Here is an 18875-nt window from a genome sequence, read left to right on the forward strand (position 1 = left end):
GGCCGAGGGAAAACTCATCGGTCCCCCGCGACAAAATCGTGCGTCCCGGAACTGTCGTCCCACGCACCGGTCGGGGAGCCTCGGAGGCAAGAATCGATGCGCCGCGGACGGAGCGGACAAACGTACGTGAGCGGGCACCTCACCTGTACGCGATGAGCACCGTCGAGAGCTGATAATTCGGCTCCGTATGAGCCCCGCCATCGTAATCGCAGCCCGTCCCGAGCGAGCACCCCTCGCAAACGGCCGCATCGGGGCGACACGTATTCTCGTATTCTTCCACGCCATAGGCGATCTTCACGGTGGACGCGCCCGCGACGTCGGCCGTGATGTCCACCGTCCACGGGCGGACGTCGGCGCCCGGGCACCAGCCTGCGCGGGGATACTTCCACGTGCCCTGCTGGCCGGGCACGGCGGTGGTCGCGCAATCGCTCCGCCAGATGTCCAGCTCGTGCGGCGTCGCGCCGACGGTGAAGGTATGCTTGCGCGTGCAGAACTCGGCGCAGTTGTCCGCATTCCCCTGACCGTGGCCGGTGATGAACGTGCGCAGCGCATAGGACGTCGAGCCCTCGGGTAGCGTGATCTCCTGCGCCGGCGCGCTCCCGGAGACCGGCTTCGCGGGGTCGCCATAAGCGACAGAGCGCCGATCCCAGACGGGGAGGACCGCGACGGGCAATTTCGCCGGGATCCCGCCTTTCATCTCGAAGCTCGCGGTGACGAGCCATCCAGCGCCGTACGGGCTCCCGGGGCCCACCCACGTATCGATGAAGGCGCGCACGGTCACCTCGCCGGCGAGCAGCGGGCGCAGATCGGTCACGTCGATGTCCCACGCGCCCTCCACCGCGTACGGGGTGATGTAGCGGGCGATTTCAAGGACCGTATCCTCCTCGGGCGTATTGCCCTTCGCCGTCACGAGGCCGAGGGAGGCGAATCGATCCCAGGCGTCGCAGCCGCCGTCCGGGCACGCGAGCGACAGGTGGAGGACGATCTGCGAATACTCTCCCTCGGCTGGGAACGTGGCCGGCGCATCGACGATGCGCTTGTTGTCCTCGCCGGTGAAATAAACGTGCGTCTTGTCGTGAGGGGTGACGACCGTATCGGCGCCGGGCACGGGCTCGCTCGGCCCGGGGCCACCGCCGGCCGTGCCCGAGGAATCGGGCGGCGCGGCAGGCTCGCTACAGGCCGCATGGGAGAATAGAACGAGGGCGCCCAGGGCAGGAAGGCAACGCATCGCGCCCTGGTACACGAGATCCGTTCTGGCTCCAAGGGGGCCCGAGCCTCGACCCCGTTGAACCGACGCGCGGTCGCTGCCAGAGTCCTCCCGATGTCCCCGGAAGCCTCCGCCCAAGGCGCCGCCCTCGCCGCCGAGGGCCTCGTCAAGCATTACGGCCCCACGATCGCCGTCGCCGGCCTCGATCTCGTCGTTCGTCCGGGCGAGGTCGTTGGCCTCCTCGGCCCGAACGGGGCGGGCAAAACGACCGCGCTGCGCATGCTCGCCGGCATCCTCCGGCCCACCGAGGGGCGCGTCCGGATCGGCGGCATCGACATGGCCGAGCGCCCGCTCGAAGCCAAAGCCCTGATAGGCTTCCTCTCCGGCGACACGCAGCTCTACCAGCGACTCTCTCCGCGCGAGACCTTGCAGTATTTCGGCCGCCTCCACGGCCTCTCCGAGACGCGCCTCGCCGCGCGGATCGACGACCTCGTGCGGGACCTCGAAATGGCCTCGTTCGCCGACCGTCCCTCGGCCACCCTCTCCGCCGGGCAAAAGCAGCGCGCCAACATCGCGCGCGCCTTCCTCCACGAGCCCTCCGTCCTCATCCTCGACGAGCCCACGAATGCCCTCGACGTCCTCTCCGGCCGCTTCATCGTCGAATCCATCCGCAAGGAGCGCGCGAAGGGCCGTGCCATTCTCTTCTCCACGCACATCATGAGCGAAGCCGAATATCTCTGCGATCGGATCTCCCTCATCCACGAGGGCCGCATCGTCGACGAGGGCGAGGTCCCGGCCCTCTGCGCGCGCGCCGGCGGCGCGAAAAACCTCACGGATGCATTCCTTTACCATGTCGAGCGTGGCGCCCCCCGCGCGGACGGCGCGGCTTCCGGAGGTGCGGCGTGAGGCTCTCCATCGTCCTCGTCATTCTGCGCAAGGAGCTCGTCGAGACGTTGCGGGATCGCCGCACGTTCGTGAGCCTCGTCCTCCTGCCGATGATGCTCTATCCGCTCTTCGCGCTCCTCATGAGCCGGATGGCGGGCGCGGAGATGGATGCGCTCGAAGCGCGCCCGTCGAAGATTGCCGTCTGGGGCGAGCTCTCGCCCGACGTCTCCGCGGCGCTCGCGGCAGGCGAAAACAAACTCGAAATCGTGCCCTGGCACGGCGCCCCCGAGGCGCTCCGCCGGGACCTCGAAGCCGGATCCATTCCGCCGCCCACGCCCGCGCCCCCGCGCCCGCCCGGGCCACCCCGCAAAGACCCGGGCGCCGAGCCGAGCACGGGCACGAAACAACGCGACGCGGAAAGGCCCGACGCCGCGGTTGCGCTCGCCGCCCGCACGCTCGTCGGCGCCCGCGAGGCGCACGCCGTGCTCGTCCCCTGGCGGGGTTTCTCCGAGGACGTCCGCGCCGGCAAGGCCGCCCGCGTCACCATTTATTACGACTCGGTCTGGGGCGACTCCGATTTCGCGGCCGATCGCCTCGATTACGCGCTCGCCCGGGCCCGCGACGGCCTCCTCGTCTCGCGCGAGGGCGAAAAAGGTTTGCCCAAGGGGTTCACGTCGGGGCTCGAGGTCGTCTCGCGCAACATCGCGCCCGACGAACGGCGGGTCGGCAAGGTCCTCGGCACGCTCATGCCGATGATGCTGATCCTCATGTCCCTCCTCGGCGGCTTTCTCCGCGCGGCCGACATGACCGCCGGCGAAAAGGAACGCGGCACCATGCAGACCTTGCTCTGCGCACCGCTCTTGCCCCTCGAGATCATCACCGGCAAATTCCTCGCCGTCTTCGTCGTCTCCCTCGTCACGGCCCTCGTCAACGTCGCGAGCCTCGGCCTCACGCTCCGCCGCATCCTCCCCGGCGAAATGGACGTGCCCTTTTCGGCCCACGCGTTCACCTTCGCGCTCCTCATCCCGGTCACGCTCCTCTTTTCGGCGCTCTTTCTGGCCGTCGCGGCCTTCGCCCGCGATTTCAAGGACGCGCAGAACCTGCTCACGCCCGTGTATCTGCCCGTCATGCTCCTCTCGATGCTCACGTCCTTGCCCGGGATGGAGCTCTCCGTCACCACGTCTTTCGTGCCGCTCCTCAATGTCGCCCTCCTCATCAAGGCGATTTACCTCGGCGACGTCGCGCCCGATCTCGTCCTCTTCACGCTCGGCTCGTCCACGCTGTTCGCCGCGCTCGCGCTCGTCTTCGCCGCGCGTGTCTTCGAGCGCGAGGACGTCCTGCTCGGCGGCCGCGGCTCGTTCCGCGCCGTCTTCACGTTCGAGCGGCAAAAAGGCGGGATCCCGAGCCTCGGCTTTTCCCTCGGCGCCTTCTCCGTGATCCTCGTCGTGACGTTTTACGCGAGCTTCCTCCTCGAGAAGACCACGAACAAGACCGTGCAGATCGCCGGCACCCAGCTCGGCCTGATGTTCCTGCCCGCCCTCGCCGCCATTGCCGCGTCGGGCGCCTCGATGCGCGAGACGCTCGGCCTGCGCTGGCCGCGCCCGCGCGCCCTCGTCGGCGCTGTCCTCGCCGGCCTCTCCGGGGGCGTCGTCGTCAGCGCGATCGCGCTCCGCCTCGTGCCCGTCCCACGCGAATTCTCGGACAAGCTCGGCGACGCGCTCCTGCTCGACGGCCAGCCCCTCGGGGTGCTGATCCTCGTCATCGCCGTCCTGCCCGCGCTCTGCGAGGAGACGCTCTTCCGCGGGTTCCTTTTCACGGGCCTGTCGCGCGCCGGGGTCGCCGTCGCGCTCATCACCTCGTCCTTGCTCTTCGGCCTCGCGCACGGCTCGATTTACCGATTGATCCCCACCTTCTCGCTCGGCCTCTTGCTCGGGTATGCCCGCCACACCACGCGGTCGCTCCTGCCCGGCATCCTCGTGCACGGGATCAACAATGCCCTCGCCATGACGATCCTCGTCGTGCGGCCTGCATGGCTGGAAAGGTTCTTCGGGGATGAGCAGCCCGTCGGGCTCGGGGCCGCCGCGGCGCTCGTGCTCGCGCTCGGCGTCTATCTGATGCGCGAGCCGCGCGTGGCCAAAGCGCGCGGCTGAAAGATGCTCCTCACGCCGCCTTCGGCTGCTCGGCGGGGGCGCTCTCCTCGTTCCCGCGCGCGACAATACTCCCGAAGGCGGCGGCCGTGAAGAACATGATCAAGCTGTAAATGGCCGGCGGAATGGCCATCGTCGAATTGTTGAGCAGCGTGGGCGCCGAGGCGATGGCGATCGCCAGAGTCCCGTTGTGAATGCCGATCTCCATCCCGATCGCGGTCGCTTGCCGCTTCGGCAGCCGCACGAGCAGGGGCACCAGATACCCGATCCCCATGCTGACGAGGTTGAACACGAGCGCGGCCAGGCCCACCTGCCGGAACGACGTCAAGAGGCTCGCCCGCTCCTTGAGCACGGCCGCGACGATGATGAGCACGAGGAACACGGCCGAGATGATCTTCACCGGCTTCTGCAGCCGATCCGAGGCGGCCGGCCGCTTGGCCCGGATGAGCATCCCGATCCCCACGGGCACGAGCACCACGGCGAAGACCTGGATCACCTTGTCGAACTGGAGCGGAATGCTCTTTTCGGTCCCGAGGAACGCCGTGAGCGACATGTTCACGATGAACGGCAGCGTGAACAGGCTGAGGATGGAGTTCGTCGCGGTCAGCGTGATGTTCAGCGCGACGTCGCCTTTCGCGAGGTGGCTGAAGAGGTTCGCCGTCGCGCCGCCCGGCGAGGCGGCGAGCAACATGAGCCCCACGGCGAGCTCGGGCGGGAGCCCGAAGCCCTTCGCGATGCCGTAACACGCGAGCGGGAGGAGCACCGTCTGGCAGACGAGCCCCACGAAGACGGCCCGCGGATACACCACGACGCGGCGGAAATCCTCGAGCCCGAGCCCGAGTCCGAGGCCGAGCATGATGACGCCGAGCGCGAGCGGCATGAACACGGCCGTGAAGACATTCGATTGCATGGTGAATGGAGAGGGTGTCACGAACACCACCACCGACTCAACAAGGGAGTGCGGCGCGAACGCGCTTGCTTGCGTTTCGGCTCCGGTTGTAGAAATACTCGGAAGGGGAACCATGGGATCTGAACGAACGGCGGAGGGCGCGGGGGTCGACGTCGCCGCGCTCGAGGCGGAGATCGCGGCGCTGCGGCGCGAAAACGGCTCGCTGCGCGCGCAGATCGTCGCGCTCGAGGGCGCGCTCATGGACCAGCGCGTCGAGGCGACGCCGTCTCGGATGACGACGATGCGCGCCGCCGTGGCCGAGCGCGCCGACAACGAGCGGAGGCGCCTCCTCCACGCGATCATCGACCATTCGCCGAGCGTCGTCTTCGTCAAGGACCCCGAGGGCCGGTACCTCCTCCTGAACCGTCACGCCGAGCGGCTTTACCGCAAGCCACGCAAGGAGTTGCTCGGCCGGACCGACGCCGATTTTTTCCCGCCGGAGGCCGTCCGCGCCATGCGGGAGAGGGACGAGGAGGCGGTGCGCCGGGACGAGCCCATTCAATTCGAGGAGGCCGTCGAATTCGCGGATGGGACCCACCATTACGTCACGATCAAATTCCCCATCCTGAACAGCTACGGCGCGCTCATGGGCGTCTGCGGCATCGCCACGGACATCACCGAGCAGAAGCGGCAGGAGGAGGAGCGCTTGCTCCTGCGCGAGCAGGTGATCGCCGCGCAGGAAGAGACGCTCCGCGAGCTCTCCACGCCCTTGGTCCCGATCGCCGACGGTGTCGTGGCCATGCCGATCGTCGGCCGCGTCGATCAGGCGCGCGCCGAGCGCATCATGAGCACGCTCCTCGACGGCATCGGCCACCACGGCGCGCACTCGGTGATCCTCGACGTCACGGGCGTGCGCACCGTGGACACGAACGTCGCGAGCGCGATCGTCTCGGCGGCCCGCGCCGCGCGGCTCCTCGGCGCGCGTGTGGTCGTGACGGGCGTGCGGCCCGAGGTCGCGCGGACGCTCCTCGAGATCGGCACCGATCTCGAGGGAATCGTCATGCGGAGCAATCTGCAGAGCGGCATTGCATTCGCCCTCCGCCGTTAAAGCGTAGAGCCGCTCGCAGCCGCCCGCCCGACGCGACCGGCCGGCGGCTCGGCTCCTGTCGTGCTCCCTCGGCGGGCAGGAACCACACAGGACGGCAATGGCACCCTTCTTGGTTGCTTCCCGCCCGCGCCGCGGCAATCAAGTGAAAATCAGGACCCAACGTGCGGACTGGCTGCTCTTCCTGGTCATGCTCGTGCCGATCGGTCTGAGCACGTGGTTTGGCTTGTCCCTGATCGACGCGATTCACCGCCGCCAGGCCGCGGCGACCGTACAGACCGTGCTCGCGACGACCCGCGAGGGTCTGGTGACCTGGGAGCGGCACATGGAGGCCACCGCGAAGAGCTGGGCGGGCGAGGCCGGCGTGCGGCGCGTGGTCCTCGCGCAGTTGAAGCTCCGGAGCAGCGGCGGGGCGCTCCACGAGGGCCCGTACCTCGGCGAGCTGCGGCGCCTGCTGCGGGACGTCGTCCAGCAGAAGCAATACATGGGCTTCGACATCATCGCCCCGGACGGCATCGACATCGCCTCCGACCACGGCGATGTCGTCGCGACGAACACGCTGAGCCGCCTGGATCCGGACACCATCACCGCGGCGCTTCGTGGCTCGACCGTCACCGGAGCGCCCTTCCTCATGCGCGACCAAAACCTCGAGGTCGACGTTCCGACGATGCTCGTCGCGACACCCGTGCGCGACGAGGACGGGGCGATCGTGGCAGCGCTCGTCTTCCGCATCGATCCCACCGGAGAATTCTCGCGCATCACACAGTCGGGCCGGGTCGGCGAGACGGGCGAGACGTACGCATTCGACCGTTACGCGCGTCTCGCGACGGAGAGCCGGTTCGAGCCGCTGCTCCGCGACATCGGCTTGCTCGCCGCCGGCCAACATTCGAGCCAAGTGATCGAGCTGCGTGATCCAGGCGGTAACATGCTCCGCGGCTTCCGCTCCCGGCTGCCCCGGTCGGAGCAGCCCTTGACGAGAATGGCCATGAGCGCCGTCTCCGGGAAATCCGGGCTCGACACCGACGGCTACCGCGATTACCGAGGCGTTACGGTGATCGGGGCCTGGGTATGGGATCCAGAGCTCCAGCTCGGGATCGCAACCGAGGTCGACAAAGCCGAGGCGTACAGCGCCCTCACCGCAACGCGCAAGGTCGTCCTGCGGACGTTCATCGTCGGTCTCGGCATCACGCTCGTGCTGACCCTCATTTTGCAGCAGCGCGCGAAGGCCCTCGCCCACAGCCTGGGTCGAGAGCGGGAGCTCCGGACCGAGCTCGAGGAGCGGGTCGACCGTCTCCAGCGCGTGGAAGGCGAGCTCGAGAGCGCGGTTCATGCGCGCGAAGAGTTCTTGCGATTCGCATCGCACGAGCTGCGCACGCCGCTGACGAGTCTGCGGCTGCTTTACGAATACATGCTTCGAGCCCGCCCCGAGGACGCAACGCCCGTGATGAGCCCGGCGGACGTGAGCCGATTCTTGAAGGTCTCCACGCGCGAGCTTCGCCGGATGACGCAGGTCATCAACAACATGTTCGTGCTGTCGAACGTCGCCGCGGGCAACGCGGTGCTGAACCTCGAGCGCGTGGAGATCGAGGAGCTCGTACGGAACGTCGCACGGAAGATGCAAACGGAGGTCGCAGCCGAGGGGTGCACCGTGGAGATCCAGAGCGAGGGCCCCGTATACGGCCACTGGGATCGGACGCACCTCGAGCAGGTTTTCGTGAACCTTCTGTCGAACGCAGCGCGATTCGGCGCCAAACAGCCGATCACGATATCGGTCAGCAAGGAGCCAGGCTTCGCGGTCGTCTCGGTGCGAGATCGCGGCGTGGGCATCACGCCAGAGGAGCTGGAGAGGATCTTCGAGCCATTCCGGCGGAGGCAGGACGCACACGCCGGGCTCGGCGCAGGGCTCTTCGTTTGCCGCGCAATCGTCGAAGCACACAAGGGCACGATCTCCGTCTCGAGCGAGAAGGGAGAAGGCGCAACCTTCTGCGTGAAGCTCCCGCTGCCACCCGGGAGCGATCAGGTCTAGACCCGAGCACAGGGGTCTCAGCTGGAGCCGCCGCGCCGGGGCGCCGCCCCGGGCCCCGCGGGGGCTGTCCGCCCCTCGACCCGGACCAGGGCAAGCCCTGGACTCGGGGTGGAAGAACTGCGCGATGCGCAGTTCTTCCAGCGGGCCGGTGGGATCGCCCCGCCCGTCGAGATGTCAGCGCAGCTGTCTTGGTTGGCGAGGTCGTCGCCGGTCTCGACCGGGCCTGTGCGATGAACTGCGCATCGCGCAGTTCATCGTCCTGGGTCCAGCCCCTGGCTGGTCCGGGTGCAGGGGCGGACAGCCCCTGCTGGGGCCTGGGGCAACGCCCCAGCGCAGCGGCGTCGACCCGAGGGACCTTCGCGAACGGAGCGCTACATCGACCGGGAGGTCCCGGGACCTTCGCGCAAGGAGCGCAACATCGATCCGGGAGGTTCCGGGATCTGCGGGAACGGAGCGCGACGTCGATCCGGGAGGTCCCGGGACCTGCGGGAACGGAGCGCGACGTCGATCCGGGAGGTCCCGGGACCTGCGGGAACGGGGTCGAAGACCGATGACGGAGGCCGAGGGACCTGCACGCGCGGCGGAGAGGGGGTGAAAGACGCTGCGATGAACTGCGCATCGCGCAGTTCATCGTCCCGGGTCCAGCCCCTGGCTGGTCCGGGTGCAGGGGCGGACAGCCCCTGCTGGGGCCTGGGGCAACGCCCCAGCGCGGCGGCCTCCAACCTAACCTAGAACTGAACAGGCAATCGCTTCTTTGCGTGCAGCAGCAGGAGCATCGAGCTTGGCTCGAGGTCCTCGCGCGGGACGGCCAGCTTCATCCTTGGCAGGCGCCGGAGCAGCGTCTCCACGGCGATGACGGCTTCGAGCCGCGCGAGCGGCGCGCCGAGACAGAAATGGATCCCGTAGCCGAATGCGATGTGCTTGTTTGGTTTTCGCCCCACGTCGAAGCGGGCTGCGTTTGGGAATCGTGATTCGTCGTGATCGGCGGAGAGCAGCGATGCCAGCACGAGCTCGTTTTTTCGGATCGTCACCCCGCCGATCTCCACGTCCTCCAGTGCGAAGCGGTATGTCGTCGTCTCCACCGGCCCGCAATAGCGCAGCATCTCCTCCACGGCTGATTCGAGGAGCGACGGATCGGCGACGAGACGCTCGCGCTCTTCGGGGTGGTCCATCAGCGCGAGCATGCCGTTCGTGATCAGATTGACTGTGGTCTCGTGGCCTGCGACGAGCAGGAGGAAGAGCATTCCTACGAGCTCTTGGGTGCTCAGACGATCGCCGCCTTCCTCGGCGGCCACGAGCCCGCTCACGAGGTCGTCTCTTGGCTCGGCCCTGCGGCGCTCGATGAGCGCCATGAAGTACTGGAAGAACTCGAATCCGGTGGCGCGCAGGTGCGCGAGTTGCTCCTCGGTGTCCGCGGGCGTGAAGAGCGTCGTGGTCCAGCGACGGAAATCGTCCTGGTCTGCGGAGGGCACGCCGAGCAGCTCGGCGATGACCGTGACGGGCAGGGGATACGAGAATTGCGAGACGAGGTCCATCCCGCTTGCATCACGCGCGAGGGCGGCCGAGACGAGGTTCTCCGCAATCGTGGAGATGCGGCCGCGCAGGCCCTCGACGATTTGCGGCGTGAAGGCTTTGGCCACGAGGGAGCGAAGCCGCGTGTGGTCTGGCGGATCGGCGCTCAGCATGTGCTTGCCGAGCACGTCGAATTCGCCCGATACGCGCAGGCGCGCACGCTCCTCGGGGGGCCATTTGGTGAAATCCTTGCCGAAGCGGGGATCTCGCAGCATCTCGGAGCAATCGGTGTACCGCGTGAGTAGCCAGAAAGGCACTTTCCGGTAGGGCTCGATGACCTGCGAGATGGGCTCTTCGGCGCGGAGGCGTTTGTAGATCGGATGAGGGTCCTTGCGGCCCGCCAGCGTGAACAAGGGGTGCATGGGGGAAGCATGGTAGGGGCCCGTGGAAGGGCCCGGCAAGGGCGTGTTGTGTGCTCACGAGCGTACCGGATGGCTTGAAAAAGGTGCTCCCATGGTCATGAGCCCCGCCCTTTACGCCCCGGGCGCGATTCCGTAGTCTTGGCGCATGAGCCGCCTCGAGACGAATGGGTACTACGCGCTCGGGGTTCCGTTCTACCTTGCCATCATCGCCCTGGAGATCGCGCTTTCGCGCCGCAAAGGGCAGCGCGTCTACGGGTTTGCCGACACGCTCGGGAGCTTCTCGGCGGGGCTCGGCGAGATCGTCCTTGGCCTCTTCCTCGGCCCGTTGCTCCTCGGCCTCTACGATTTCGCCTACGACAGGCTCGCGCTCGTGCGCTGGCCCGAGGGCTCGATCGTCCCCTGGATCCTCGCGTTCGCGCTCGGCGACCTCGGGTATTACTGGTATCACCGCGCCGGCCATTCCGTGGCCGCGCTCTGGGCGATCCACGGCGTCCATCACCAGTCCGAGCATTTCAACGTCTCGGTTGCCACGCGTCACCCCTGGTTTTCGGACACGTACGCCTTCCTCTTCTACGCGCCCATCCCCATGCTCGGCGTCCCGCCGCTGCATTTCTTCGTGGCGATCTCGATCATCTCCTTTTACGCGCTCAGCGTCCATTCGCGCGTCTTCCACCGCCCGGGGCTCTGGTTCCTGGTCACGCCGGCGACGCACATCGTGCATCATTCGAGAAACCGGCGGTATTTGAACAAGAACTTCGGCGCGATGTTCACGGTGTGGGACCGCATGTTCGGTACGCACGTGGAGGTCGATCCCGCCGATCCGCCGGTCCTCGGCACGCCGTTCGGCTACCAGACGCACGACGGCGCGCGGGCACAATGGGTGTTCTTCCGCGACCTCATCGCCGTCGCGCGCCAGGCGAAGACGTTCGGCGACAAGGTCCGGACCTTCGTCCGTCACCCCGGCTGGACCCCCGAGGGCATTGTCTTCCCGCGCCACGCGCCCGCGCGGCCCGACACGGACATTCCTACACGCACAAAGGTTTATGCCGCGCTCGCGTTCGCCGCGACGCTCGCGTTCGCGCTGCACCTCCTCTGGCTGCGCGATCGGCATCCGTTCTGGCAACTCGCGGCCGGGGCGCTCGTCGTCTTGTGGGGGTTGTCGACGATGGGCGGGCTCCTCGACGGGCGCGACGGCGCGGCCAAGCGGGAGGGCGTGCGGGTCGCCGCGACGGCCGCGCTCGGCCTCGCGATCGCGTTCAGCTCGTCCGCATCCTAGTGCCCAGATCGAGGAGGCTCTGCGCCGACCCGCCATTGCCGAGGGCCTGGTTGATTCCGCGGCAAGCGGTCCAGCATTGCTGGCACCTCGCAATCTCGGCCTGCTTCTCCTGCAACCGCCGATGGAGCTCCCCGAGGCTCGCCTCCCGCACGTTGCCCACGCTCTCGTCGATCCGCTCGATGCAGGGCGAGACGTTGCCCACGTGATCGATGTTGAACCCCGTCTTGCCCGCGCTGCACGTGGGCATCTTCTCCTGCGCGAGGAAGGCGTCGATGCGCGCGAAATAATCGCGGAAGTACCGGAGGTGTGGATACTTCTCCCAGAGCGCGAGCACATGCTTGGACACGCCCACGGGCGGCATCTTGTCGGGCCCCTCCTTGCCGCGGCGATAGCCCGCAATGCTGAGGAGCGTGAGCTGATGGCCGACCCCGCGCGCCTCGCTCTGCCGGAGCAGCGCCTCCAGATCACGCCAGTTGTCCTCCATCAGCACCGTCATCACGTGCACCTGTTTGCCCCCGCGCGGCGCCGTGTCGCGGAGGAGTTCGACCGCCTTCCAGGCGCGATCCGTGGTCCCCGCGAGCCGGCGTTTCCCGTCGTGCCGGCTCGCCTCGGGGTAATCGATGCTCACGTTGCCGTGCACGAGCCCCGCGTCCCAGAGCGCTTTGGCCTTGTCCTCCGTCACGAACCAGCCGTTCGTGAACAGCGCGGTGATGTGTTTCTCCGAGAGAATCCGCACGATCTCCACGATGTCGGGCCGCGCGAGCGGCTCGCCGCCCTCGACCGAGATCACGAACGTGCCGAGCTCGGCGAGCTCGTCCGCGACGCGGCGGTATTCGGCGAGCGAAAGCTCCTGCTTGGGCGGCGCGGGGTTCGGCCAGAAATCGCAGAAGCTGCATTCCATGTTGCAGCGGTTCGTGACCTGGATCAGGCACGAAAACGGGCGCCTGCGGAGGAGCGTCGCGGCGAACGTGGCCTCTTTTTTCCACGTGGCGAAGCTCATCCGAACCTCCATCCGCCGGCGAACTGCTGCCCGAGCCGCGCCGTCGCATCGCGCACGATCGGGGCCACCTCGCGGTATTCGTCGAGCAGCGCGCCAATCCGATCCACGACGCGGTCGATCTCGGCGTCCGTCACCGTGAGCGGCGGTTCGAGCTTGAGCACGTTCCATTGCTGGCTCGCGGGTTGCGCCACGATCCCGTGCTCGAGCAGGCGCACGCTCAGCCATTGCCCGAAGATACGCCGCGAGACCGCCTCCACGAGGCCCGGCAAGGCCCGATGCAAGAGCCCGCCCTTTTCGGTCGGTCCGAGCTCGATCCCCACGAAGAGCCCGCGGCCCCGCACCTCGCGCACGAGCGGGTGCTTGCCGATGCGGTCGCGGAGCGCGCCGAGCATCCGCTCGCCTTTCTCCCGGCTAGCTTGCACGAGCCCCTCCTCGTCGAGGATGTCGAGGATCGCCCCGGCCGTGCGGCAAGCGAAGGCATTGCCCGCGTATGTCGAGCCGTGCAGATCGAAGCGCTCGGCCGTGCCGAACGCGCGTTTGCACAGATCGGGCGTCGTCAGCGTCGCGGAGATCGGCACCATTCCGCCGCCGAGGGCCTTGCCGAGCACGAGGACGTCCGGGAAAAACCCTTCGGCCTCGCAAGCGAAGAGCGAGCCCGTGCGGCCGATGCCGGTCTGCACCTCGTCGAGGACGAGCAGCGCGCCGCGCTTTTTGCAGAGCTCCTGCGCGGCGCGCAGGTACCCTTTCGGCGGGACGAGCATGCCGCCCTCGGCCTGGATCGGCTCGACGAGGAACGCGGCGGCACGGGTCTTTCCGAGGGCCTCGTCGAGCGCGTCGAGATCCCCGAACGGGACCTCCTGGCAGGCCGGCAAGAGCGGCTCGAAGAGCTCACGCATGCGCGGGATGCCGGACGTCGACAGCGTGCCGAGGTTCAGTCCGTGATAACCATTCTTGCAATAGAGGAGCGTTTTCTTCCCGGTCGCGGCGCGCGCGAGCTTCAGCGCGGCCTCCACGGCCTCGGCGCCGGTGCACGAGAAGAGGCACATCGTGAGCGGCCCGGCGCGGCGCGCGAGCGCGGAAGCGAGCTCGGCCGCGTGCACCGGCGGGCCCACGTGCACCAGGTTCGGCACGTCGTCCGCGAGGAACGCGGCCATGTTCGCCCGGAGCTTCGGGTGGTTGTGCCCGAGGCTCTGCGCGCCGAAGCCCGAAAGGAAATCGAGATATTCGCGCCCCTCGTGGTCCCAGAGCGTCGTGCCGCTCGCGCGGACGAAGACGCGGCCGTACCCGAAGGCGCCGAGGAGTTTTACGAAGGCGGGATTGATGTGCTCCGCGTACTTCGCGACGGCAGGGTGGGAGGAGGGCGAGGGGGGCATCCGCGGGCGATTGTCGCCCCCGGACGCGCGGAGATGCAAGCGCCGATCAGGTCAAAAGGCCGCCCTTCGGCTTGAGCAGGGGCGGCAGATCCGTCTCGCCGAGACGCTGCCGGAGGTTCACCTCGATCATGCGCGAGAGGCCCGAGAGCGGCAGATCGTTCGCATCCGTGCCGAAGGGATTTTCGATCTCGTCGCCGATCGCGTCGAGGCCGTAGAACGCATACGCCACGATCCCCACCACCACCGGCGTGAACACCCCGACCGTCTTCGCGATCCCGAACGGAAGCGCGAAGCAATAAATGGCCACGAGCTGGTGAATGAGCGAGGTGTACGAGAGCGGGATCGGCGTGCTCTTGATGCGCTCGCAGCCGCCCTGGAGGTCCGTGAGGGTGGTGAGACTCTGCTCCAGCACGGACAGGTGGTAGGGGTGAATCCAGCCGCGCTTCCAGGCGTCGCGCAGGCGGAAGGCGGCCGATTGGAGGATCGCCGTGGGCCGATTGAGTTCGGGCCGCAATCCGTCGATCTCGGTCGCCGCGAGGAACGGCGCGAGCTCCTCCAGCCGATCCTGATCACGAAGGTGCAGCCGGAGCGCGTGCGTGTAGCCGATGATCCGATAGACCATCTCCTGTCGAAACGCCGCGACGGCCTCGCTGTCGGTGGGGCGATCGGCCGGCTCGTTCACGAGCGTGAGGATCTGGCGCGTGATCGTGCGGGTCGTGTTGACGAGGCCGCCCCAGAGCTTCCGGCCCTCCCAGAAGCGGTCGTAGCTCGTGTTGTTCCGGAAGCCGAGGAAGATGCTGAGCGCGAGGCCGATGAGCGTGAACGGGATCGTCGTGAGGTCCGGGTGGAAAAACCCGTACTTCAGATCGGTCACGGTCACCCCGACGGCGAGCAGGATGGTGATGGCCATGCGGCCACGGATCCGCGCCAGCGCCGTCCCGCGGTACTTGAGGAGCAGGCGCAGCCAGGAGTAACGCTTTTCCGCAACCATCATGGGGCACGATCCCGCGAGAGGCGGCGGGCCTTAGCACGATGCCGTTGGTGCACCAACGGCAATCAGGCGTGCCCGAGCGGACGGGCGGCCGCGAGGAGCGCGGCGTCGATGAGCCGCTTCTCGGAAGCCTGGAGGGCGCGGCGCAAGGCCGAGACGCGGCTCGGGAGCTCGTCGAGGACAGGCGGGAGCTTGTCCGCGGGGCCGAGCTCGCGCAGGGAGGCCTCCGCCGCGTCGAGCCGCGCCCGCGTCGCGGCGTGCGCCTCTTCCGCGGCCCCGAAGAGCGGCATCTGCCACGTCGATCCGGCCGCCTTCTCCGCGCGGCCGAGCCAGACCTTGGCGGCGTCGAGGTGCTGCCCGGCGTCCCGGATCGCCGAGATGATCGCGTCGAGGTAATGGGTCATGGCAGCAGCACCTCGGGCGCAGTCTACACGGGAAGTGAGGGCCGCGCTTGCCCGCTGCGGGATCAGCCTGACTTGGCGGGGCCCGCGTGCGGCTGGTATCCCCTGGTCCATGACGGACGAACGGCGCTCCTTGCCGCTCGCGCGCCCGAGCCAGTATTCGCCCGAGATCTACGTCGGCATCGCGCAGGGCGAGAGCCTGGCGCTCGCGCCGCTCGTCGCGGAGAGCCCGGAGCGCGCGATGGAAGCCGCCCGGATCGCGAGCGAGCGCGCCTCGGCGCTCACGGCGACCGCGCACGCGCACGAGCCGCCCGACGCGCCGATGGCGTGTCGTCGCGGCTGCTCGACGTGTTGCCAGGCCAAGGTGCTCGCCGTGGCGCCCGAGGTTCTCCGCATCGCCGCGCACCTCCGGGCCACACGTTCGCCCGAGGAGCTCGCGGATCTGCTCGCCCGCGTGCAGGCGGCCGACGCCCGGACGCGTGGGCTCTCCCGCGCTGCGCGGGCCGAGGTGCACGTGTCTTGCCCGCTGCTCGACGCGGACGGCGGCTGCGGCGTGCATGCGGTGCGGCCGCTCGTGTGCCGGAGCTGGACGTCCTACGATGCAGGCGCTTGCGAGCGCTACTGGGAAGCGCCGGCTGGAAAGCAAACGCCGCCGCAATGGGCGATCGGCTACGAGCTCGCGCAGGCCGTGCTCGCGGGGCTCGGCAAGGCGTGCTTCGACGCGGGCCGGGACGGGACGCCGCTGGAGCTCATCGCGGCGCTCAGGATCACGCTCGAAAGGCCCACGGCGGGCGAGCGCTGGCACAAGCGGCTGCCCGTGTTCTCGGCGGCGAAGGACGCCGAATGGGTCGAGGCGAACGTGCGCCCGGGTTCCTCAGGAAAAACCGTTCCGTAGGGCCGCGGAAGCTTCGCGGATGATGCGCGAGGTCTCCTCGCGGCAAGCGGGCGCGACGCCTCCCATGAGCACGAAGCCGTGGATCATCGATTCGTGGCAGACGAGCCGCACGGGGACGCCTGCGGCCGTGAGGCGCTCGACGTACGCGGCGCCCTCGTCCCGCAGGGGATCGAAACCCGCCGTGAACACGAGCGCCGGCGGCGCGCCCTCGACGCTCGGCGCGAGGAGCGGCGAGCCGTCGGGGTGGCGGCGCACGGCCGGATCGGGGCCGAAATAATGCTCGTAATACCAGTCGATCATCCCCTTCGTGAGCATCCAGCCGTTTGCATACACCGCGTGCGAGCGGTGCGCGCAGGTCGCGTCGAGCCCGGGATAGAGGAGCACCTGCAGCGCGGGCCGATGGGCCTCGCCGCGCGTCTTCAGCGAGACGACCGCGGAGAGGTTGCCGCCCGCGCTGTCGCCCATGACCGCGATCCGCGCCGGATCGACGCCGAAATCGGCCGCGCGCGCGGCGACGTCGCGGAAGGCGGCGACCGCGTCGGTCGCGGCCGCGGGGAAGCGGTGCTCGGGCGCGAGGCGGTAGTCGACGGCGATGACGCGCACGCGGCCCTCGATCGCGAGCTGCCGGCAAAACGAGTCGTGCGTGTCGAGGTCGCCCGTGACGAACCCGCCGCCATGGTAGAAGACCACGCACGGCGAAGGCGCGGCGAGGCCCTCGGGCACGTACCTCCGGGCCGGGATCGGACCGGCATCGCCGCGCAGGCGCTCGTCCACCACGGAGACGCTGTCGAGGCGCGGGATCTCCACCATGCACACGGACTCGGCCATGCGCGCGCGGGCCACGGGCGGCGCGAAGCCGCGCAGATCGCTCGATTTCAGGACGTCGTCGAGCGCGAGCATCAGCGCGAGGTCCAAATCGACGGTGCAGCCCTCGACCGGCCGCGCGCGGAAGCCGAGGAGGCGCGCGGAGATCCCTTTCGAGCTGCGAATGGCGTCCGCGAGGGAACGGGCGACCTTGATGCGGGCGCGGGCCAGCGGAGAGAGGAGCATCGCGGCCGATGGTAGCGGCGGTCGCGGCGGCTGTCATCCGGGCAACGCGTGGACGCGCTCTCGGGCCCGCGATAGGCTCCGCTCGGGATCGAACGAACGTCATGGGAGACGGCCGCGCTGCGCTTCGAGGTGCTCTGTTCGTCGGGTTCGCGCTCGCCGCCGCGTGCAGCAAGCGCGAACCTGCGCGGGAGGAGCGTCCCGCGGCCACGACGACGGCGTCCGCGCATTCTCTTCAGGGTCCCTGGGCCGACCTCACCCCCGACCGCGCATTCGTCCGGGCGCGCGCCGAGGGCAAGCTCGTCTTTCTGTACTGGGGCGCGGCTTGGTGCCCGCCGTGCAACGATCTGAAATCGGAGGTCTTTTCGAAGCCTCGTTTCGCCGAGATGATGCGTGATTTCGTGCCCGTCCACCTCGACGGCGACACGGAGGACGCGCAACGCGTCGGCGAGGCGCTCTCCGTGTCGAGTTATCCGACGATCCTGGTGCTGAGCCCCGAGCGCGAGGAGCTCTTGCGCTTGAACGGGAGCATCGACATCGACGAGCTCGATCGCGCGCTCGGCGCCGTGCGCGGCAAGGCGCAGAGCTTCCGGGCGGCGGCCGCACGCCTCGACGAGGGCAAGCCGAGCGCGGAGGATTGCAGCACGCTCGCCCACGCGGCGTGGGAGCTCTTGCCCGAGGAGACGTGGAGCCCGACGCGGATCCTCGCGGCTTTGCGCAAGGCGATCGAAGTTTGTCCCTCCACCATGAACCGCGAGCGTGCCCTGCTCGCGGGTACGCTCCTCGGGCTCGCCTCGTCGTATCGACGGGATCCGACGCTCGCCGAGGCGATACGCGTCGCCTCTGCGAGCGCCCCTTCGTACCTCGATCTCATTTTCTCGAACGCCGAGACCACGTGGGCCGCGCGCGCGCTCGTCAATCACCGCGCCGAAGCCCTCGCGGCCTGGCTCGCCGCGGATCCCAAGGACGCGGCCTATCTCGCGTGGAAAACGAAATGGCTCGCGGCCGCGGCTTCGCTGCGATCACGCGAGGGCGCCTCCGTCGACGTCCGGCTCGCGGCCGTCGCTCCCTCGATCGATTTCTTCCGGCACGAAAACCCCGCGGGCCCCGTGCCCGATCCACTCCGGGCCGACGTCCTCGCCGCCGTGACGCGCGCCGATCACGAGGCGAAGACCCCCGACGAGCGGTATTCGGTCGTCTCGACGGCATCGTACCTCCTGCGGCGCGTGGGCGCGCATGACGAAGCGAGGAAGATGCTGAAGGCGGAGGCCGAGCGCTCGGGCACGCCGCATTACTGGTACTCGATGCTCTCGGCGGTCGAGAAGGAGCTCGGGCGCATCGAGGAGGCGCGGGCCTATTCGCAAAAAGCCCGCGAGGGCGCGGGCGGGCGCGCGACGCGGCTGCAGTGGATCACGAACGACATCCTCTTCCACGCAGCGCTCGAAGGCCCGCCGCCGCGCGCCTACCTCCTCGCCCAGGCCGAGGCGTTCTACGAGCTCGCGTTCTCGCTCCCGGACGGGTTCCAGGGGAGAAACCGGACGCGCGCCGAGCAAGTGAAAGCCGCGCTCGCCGCGCTGAAGGACGATCCCGAATTCGCGAAGCTCGTGATGCGTCTCCGCGATCGTTGCTCGTCGCTCCCCGCGAACGGCGCCGAGCGCTGCCGGGATTGCCTGCCGCGCTGACGCGTTCGCGAGGAAAA

At 68.7% G+C, this 18875-nt stretch carries 15 protein-coding genes; 7 read left to right on the forward strand and 8 right to left on the reverse strand.

Annotated features, from left to right (window positions below; genetic code table 11):
* Positions 1-139: 139 nt before the first annotated feature.
* Entirely contained in the window at positions 140-1228 is a 1089-nt protein-coding gene (locus KEG38_RS26545; RefSeq protein ID WP_272422708.1) for a peptide-N-glycosidase F-related protein, read from the reverse strand.
* Positions 1229-1321: 93 nt separating this feature from the next.
* On the opposite strand from KEG38_RS26545, the gene KEG38_RS26550 reads away from it, so the two are divergent.
* A complete protein-coding gene (locus KEG38_RS26550) occupies positions 1322-2113 on the forward strand; it encodes an ABC transporter ATP-binding protein (protein ID WP_272422709.1) in 792 nt (263 codons plus the stop codon).
* Positions 2110-4242: an ABC transporter permease subunit/CPBP intramembrane protease gene (locus tag KEG38_RS26555; RefSeq protein ID WP_272422710.1), complete on the forward strand. Its 2133-nt coding sequence runs from the start codon at positions 2110-2112 to the stop codon at positions 4240-4242. Before KEG38_RS26550 ends, KEG38_RS26555 begins: the two co-directional genes overlap by 4 nt.
* 10 nt (positions 4243-4252) lie before the next feature.
* Here KEG38_RS26555 and KEG38_RS26560 read toward each other — a convergent pair whose 3' ends face one another.
* Positions 4253-5149 carry a bile acid:sodium symporter family protein gene (locus tag KEG38_RS26560; protein WP_272422711.1) on the reverse strand — a complete coding sequence of 299 codons (897 nt, stop codon included), beginning with the start codon at positions 5147-5149 and terminating at the stop codon, positions 4253-4255.
* A gap of 112 nt (positions 5150-5261) precedes the next feature.
* Here KEG38_RS26560 and KEG38_RS26565 point away from each other — a divergent pair, with 112 nt between their 5' ends.
* Entirely contained in the window at positions 5262-6236 is a 975-nt protein-coding gene (locus KEG38_RS26565) for a PAS domain-containing protein (protein ID WP_272422712.1), read from the forward strand.
* Between the two features lie 142 nt (positions 6237-6378).
* Positions 6379-8259, forward strand: a complete 1881-nt coding sequence (locus KEG38_RS55640; protein WP_272422713.1) for a sensor histidine kinase — start codon at positions 6379-6381, stop codon at positions 8257-8259.
* A gap of 728 nt (positions 8260-8987) precedes the next feature.
* Here the strand turns inward: KEG38_RS55640 and KEG38_RS26575 are convergent.
* Positions 8988-10193 carry a cytochrome P450 family protein gene (locus KEG38_RS26575; RefSeq protein ID WP_272422714.1) on the reverse strand — a complete coding sequence of 402 codons (1206 nt, stop codon included), beginning with the start codon at positions 10191-10193 and terminating at the stop codon, positions 8988-8990.
* Between the two features lie 145 nt (positions 10194-10338).
* On the opposite strand from KEG38_RS26575, the gene KEG38_RS26580 reads away from it, so the two are divergent.
* Entirely contained in the window at positions 10339-11469 is a 1131-nt protein-coding gene (locus tag KEG38_RS26580) for a sterol desaturase family protein (protein ID WP_272422715.1), read from the forward strand.
* Here the strand turns inward: KEG38_RS26580 and KEG38_RS26585 are convergent.
* From KEG38_RS26585 to KEG38_RS26600, 4 genes are all read right to left on the reverse strand, one after another.
* The gene (locus KEG38_RS26585) at positions 11450-12469 is read right to left on the reverse strand and encodes a radical SAM/SPASM domain-containing protein (RefSeq protein WP_272422716.1); all 1020 of its coding nucleotides are present in this window, start codon (positions 12467-12469) and stop codon (positions 11450-11452) included. The two genes, KEG38_RS26580 and KEG38_RS26585, sit on opposite strands and share 20 nt — an antisense overlap.
* Complete coding sequence (locus KEG38_RS26590) at positions 12466-13842, reverse strand: aspartate aminotransferase family protein (protein WP_272422717.1); 1377 nt, start codon at positions 13840-13842, stop codon at positions 12466-12468. The genes KEG38_RS26585 and KEG38_RS26590 overlap by 4 nt, the downstream gene beginning before the upstream one ends.
* Positions 13843-13888: 46 nt before the next feature.
* A complete protein-coding gene (locus tag KEG38_RS26595; RefSeq protein ID WP_272422718.1) occupies positions 13889-14836 on the reverse strand; it encodes a bestrophin family protein in 948 nt (315 codons plus the stop codon).
* A 62-nt stretch (positions 14837-14898) separates the two neighbouring features.
* Complete coding sequence (locus tag KEG38_RS26600) at positions 14899-15237, reverse strand: hypothetical protein (RefSeq protein ID WP_272422719.1); 339 nt, start codon at positions 15235-15237, stop codon at positions 14899-14901.
* A gap of 109 nt (positions 15238-15346) precedes the next feature.
* On the opposite strand from KEG38_RS26600, the gene KEG38_RS26605 reads away from it, so the two are divergent.
* Positions 15347-16129, forward strand: a complete 783-nt coding sequence (locus tag KEG38_RS26605) for a YkgJ family cysteine cluster protein (RefSeq protein WP_272422720.1) — start codon at positions 15347-15349, stop codon at positions 16127-16129.
* On the opposite strand, the gene KEG38_RS26610 is transcribed toward KEG38_RS26605, so the two are convergent.
* Positions 16109-17179: an alpha/beta hydrolase gene (locus KEG38_RS26610; protein ID WP_272422721.1), complete on the reverse strand. Its 1071-nt coding sequence runs from the start codon at positions 17177-17179 to the stop codon at positions 16109-16111. The two genes, KEG38_RS26605 and KEG38_RS26610, sit on opposite strands and share 21 nt — an antisense overlap.
* A gap of 101 nt (positions 17180-17280) precedes the next feature.
* On the opposite strand from KEG38_RS26610, the gene KEG38_RS26615 reads away from it, so the two are divergent.
* Positions 17281-18858 (forward strand): thioredoxin family protein, encoded by a 1578-nt coding sequence (locus KEG38_RS26615; protein ID WP_272422722.1) that lies wholly within the window; start codon positions 17281-17283, stop codon positions 18856-18858.
* The last annotated feature ends 17 nt before the right edge of the window (positions 18859-18875 follow it).

The sequence above is a fragment of the Polyangium jinanense genome (assembly GCF_028435265.1).
Classification (GTDB): Bacteria; Myxococcota_A; Polyangia; order Polyangiales; family Polyangiaceae; genus Polyangium; species Polyangium jinanense.

What these genes read in the sequence shown, in the direction of transcription:
- KEG38_RS26565 (WP_272422712.1), top strand. Translation starts at nt 5,262, where the DNA reads ATGGGATCTGAACGAACGGCGGAGGGCGCGGGGGTCGACGTCGCCGCG.
- KEG38_RS26585 (WP_272422716.1), bottom strand. Translation starts at nt 12,469, where the DNA reads ATGAGCTTCGCCACGTGGAAAAAAGAGGCCACGTTCGCCGCGACGCTC.
- KEG38_RS26545 (WP_272422708.1), bottom strand. Translation starts at nt 1,228, where the DNA reads ATGCGTTGCCTTCCTGCCCTGGGCGCCCTCGTTCTATTCTCCCATGCG.
- KEG38_RS26600 (WP_272422719.1), bottom strand. Translation starts at nt 15,237, where the DNA reads ATGACCCATTACCTCGACGCGATCATCTCGGCGATCCGGGACGCCGGG.
- KEG38_RS26550 (WP_272422709.1), top strand. Translation starts at nt 1,322, where the DNA reads ATGTCCCCGGAAGCCTCCGCCCAAGGCGCCGCCCTCGCCGCCGAGGGC.
- KEG38_RS26560 (WP_272422711.1), bottom strand. Translation starts at nt 5,149, where the DNA reads ATGCAATCGAATGTCTTCACGGCCGTGTTCATGCCGCTCGCGCTCGGC.
- KEG38_RS26580 (WP_272422715.1), top strand. Translation starts at nt 10,339, where the DNA reads ATGAGCCGCCTCGAGACGAATGGGTACTACGCGCTCGGGGTTCCGTTC.
- KEG38_RS26575 (WP_272422714.1), bottom strand. Translation starts at nt 10,193, where the DNA reads ATGCACCCCTTGTTCACGCTGGCGGGCCGCAAGGACCCTCATCCGATC.
- KEG38_RS26605 (WP_272422720.1), top strand. Translation starts at nt 15,347, where the DNA reads ATGACGGACGAACGGCGCTCCTTGCCGCTCGCGCGCCCGAGCCAGTAT.
- KEG38_RS26590 (WP_272422717.1), bottom strand. Translation starts at nt 13,842, where the DNA reads ATGCCCCCCTCGCCCTCCTCCCACCCTGCCGTCGCGAAGTACGCGGAG.
- KEG38_RS26595 (WP_272422718.1), bottom strand. Translation starts at nt 14,836, where the DNA reads ATGATGGTTGCGGAAAAGCGTTACTCCTGGCTGCGCCTGCTCCTCAAG.
- KEG38_RS26610 (WP_272422721.1), bottom strand. Translation starts at nt 17,179, where the DNA reads ATGCTCCTCTCTCCGCTGGCCCGCGCCCGCATCAAGGTCGCCCGTTCC.
- KEG38_RS26615 (WP_272422722.1), top strand. Translation starts at nt 17,281, where the DNA reads ATGGGAGACGGCCGCGCTGCGCTTCGAGGTGCTCTGTTCGTCGGGTTC.